Origin of the sequence: Kitasatospora sp. NPDC059599 (assembly GCF_042735125.1) — a bacterium.
Classification (GTDB): Bacteria; Actinomycetota; Actinomycetes; order Streptomycetales; family Streptomycetaceae; genus Kitasatospora.
Genome location: NZ_JBHWCL010000295.1, coordinates 1 through 2,306, shown reverse-complemented (window position 1 = coordinate 2,306; position 2,306 = coordinate 1). Strand labels below are relative to the sequence as shown.

General features: G+C 75.6%; 3 protein-coding genes. 1 reads left to right on the top strand and 2 read right to left on the bottom strand.

Translation table 11 applies throughout. The features are described from left to right. Positions 1-81: 81 nt before the first annotated feature. Positions 82-564 carry a MarR family winged helix-turn-helix transcriptional regulator gene (locus tag ACFV04_RS43635; RefSeq protein ID WP_380536637.1) on the bottom strand — a complete coding sequence of 161 codons (483 nt, stop codon included), beginning with the start codon at positions 562-564 and terminating at the stop codon, positions 82-84. Between the two features lie 43 nt (positions 565-607). Between ACFV04_RS43635 and ACFV04_RS43630 the strand changes: the two genes are divergently transcribed. Continuing rightward, positions 608-1,552, top strand: a complete 945-nt coding sequence (locus tag ACFV04_RS43630) for an alpha/beta hydrolase (RefSeq protein WP_380536635.1) — start codon at positions 608-610, stop codon at positions 1,550-1,552. A 146-nt stretch (positions 1,553-1,698) separates the two neighbouring features. Here the strand turns inward: ACFV04_RS43630 and ACFV04_RS43625 are convergent, their stop codons facing one another. Next, positions 1,699-2,100 carry a pyridoxamine 5'-phosphate oxidase family protein gene (locus ACFV04_RS43625; protein ID WP_380536633.1) on the bottom strand — a complete coding sequence of 134 codons (402 nt, stop codon included), beginning with the start codon at positions 2,098-2,100 and terminating at the stop codon, positions 1,699-1,701. Between the last annotated feature and the right edge of the window lie 206 nt (positions 2,101-2,306).

The following is a 2,306-nucleotide window of genomic DNA, read 5'->3' as shown; positions in this document are numbered from 1 at the left end:
GCGCTCACCCGAGCGCGGCGGCGGCCTTCCGGCGTTCCGACGTACCGGCGTTCCCGCAGTCCCGGCGGCCGGCCGGGCCGGTCACCCGGTCGGCGTGCCGACCCGGTCGCGTTCGAGTGCGGAGCGCAGGGTCGACAGGGCCCGTGCGGCCGCTGCCACCGAGGGGCCGTCGAGGGCGCCGCCGAGCAGTTCGGACAGGCCCCCGGTGAAGGTCGCCTCCGCCGCGTCGACGAGGCGGGCGCCGTCGTCGGTCAGCACCAGCAGCGAGGAGCGGCGGTCCGCCGGGTTCGGCCGCCGGGCGGCCCACCCCTGCTTCTCCAGGCGGTCGATGCCCTTGCTGGTCGCCCCGACGCCGATGGCGAACTCGGCGGCGAGGTCCGCGACCCGGCACCCGGGGTGGTCCCGCAGGTAGCGCAGGAACTCGTACTGCGAGGTGACGATCCCGTGCCGCTCGCGGAGCCGGTCGCCGAGCGCGTTGTACAGGCGCGTCTCGCACCGGACGAGATCGGCGAAGAGGTCCGGGAGACCGACCGCGGCACTGTCGCCGCCCAATGTATATTCCACGGCATATAGTGTACGGGAAGATACATGCGACGGGAGTCCGCTCATGAGCAGGGAACAGCGCAGCCGGATCGACGGGATCCTGCGGCAACCGGGTCCCGAGGGACCGCAGTCGGTCGAACAGATCCGGGCCGGCTTCAGGGCCCTGATGTCCCGGATGGCCGTGCCCCACGACAGCATCCGCACCACGCCGACGACCCTGGGCGACCGGCCCGCCCTGCGCGTCGAACCGCGGGGAGCGGCGGACGGCGGCGCCGGGGGCGGCCCGGGCGCCGGCACCATCCTGTACTTCCACGGCGGCGGCTGGGTGTACGGCTCCCCCGAGACCGCCCTCTCGCTGACCGGGAACCTCGTGGCCAGGACCGGCCTCGGGGCGTACTCGGTGGACTACCGGCTCGCCCCGGAACACCCGTTCCCCGCAGCCGTCGAGGACACCCTGAGCGCCTACCGCGCCCTTCTCGACCGGGGCGAGGACCCCTCGGCCGTCGTGTTCGCCGGGGACTCCGCCGGCGGCGGCCTCGCCGTCACCACCTGCCTCGCCGCCCGGGACGCGGGCCTCCCGCTGCCCGCCGGCCTGCTCGCCTTCTCCCCGGGCCTCGACGCGACCCGGACCGGCGCGAGCATGGACACCAAGGAGGGCGTCGACCCGATCTTCACCCGGGCGGCCCTCGCGCACACCAGCGCCATGTACCTCGCCGGAGCCGACCCCCACCAGCCGCTGCTCAGCCCGGCCGTCCTCGCCGACCTGACCGGCTTCCCCCCGATGCTGATCCAGGCGGGCACCAACGAGGTGCTGCTGGACGACTCCACCCGGCTGGCCGCACGGGCGACGGCGGCGGGCGTGGACGTCGTCCTCGACGTCACCGCCGACGTCCCGCACGTGTTCCAGGCCTTCGCCGGGATCCTCGACGAGGCCGACGAGGCCCTGGACCGCGCCGCGCTCTTCCTCCGCCAGCGGATCCGCGCCGCCCGCCCCGTACCGACCACCTAGGTCGTGTACGGCCGCACCGACCGCCCAGGCGCACCGACCGCCCAGGCTCGCCGAACAGCCGCGCCACACCGAACAGCCGCGCCACACCGAACGGCGGAACGGCCGTTCCCGGAAGCGAGAACGGCCGTTCCGGAGCAGCCCGGGGCTCAGCCGCGGCCGAGCACGCGGTCCACGGCGATCTCGATGACCACGCGGTCCGGGTTGACCCGGGGCTGGCGGTACCGCTCGGCGTAACGCCGCTCGGCCTCGGCGACCTGCTCGGGCTCGTCGCGGACGATCGCCACACCCTCCAGGGTCGCCCAGCGCGCCCGGTCGACCTGGCAGACCGCGACCCGCAGGCCCTCCGGCCCGGCCTCCGCGACGTTGCGCGCCTTGCGGCTGGTGCGGCTGGTGATCACCCGGGCGGTCGCCGTCTCCGGCTGGAACGTCACGCCGACCGGCACCACGTGCGGCGTGCCGTCCGGGCGGGTGGTGGTCAGGGTGGAGATGTGTCGCTCACGCCAGAAGGCGAGCATGGCGTCGTCGAGGTCGCGCGGGTCATGGGCCATGATCGCGATCGTACGGCCCCCGGGGAACGATCAAGCCCCCGGGGGCCGTTCGGGTACCGCGCCGCCCGCGCGACGGCGCGGCACCCGTCGCGGAGCGGCGCCCGCGGCGCGCAGGTGCCCGCGCGCGGGCGCCCGCGGCGGGTTCAGTGCCCGCGGGCGATCCACTCCGGCAGGGCCGGGGCCTCGGCGCCGATGGTGGTCGGCTC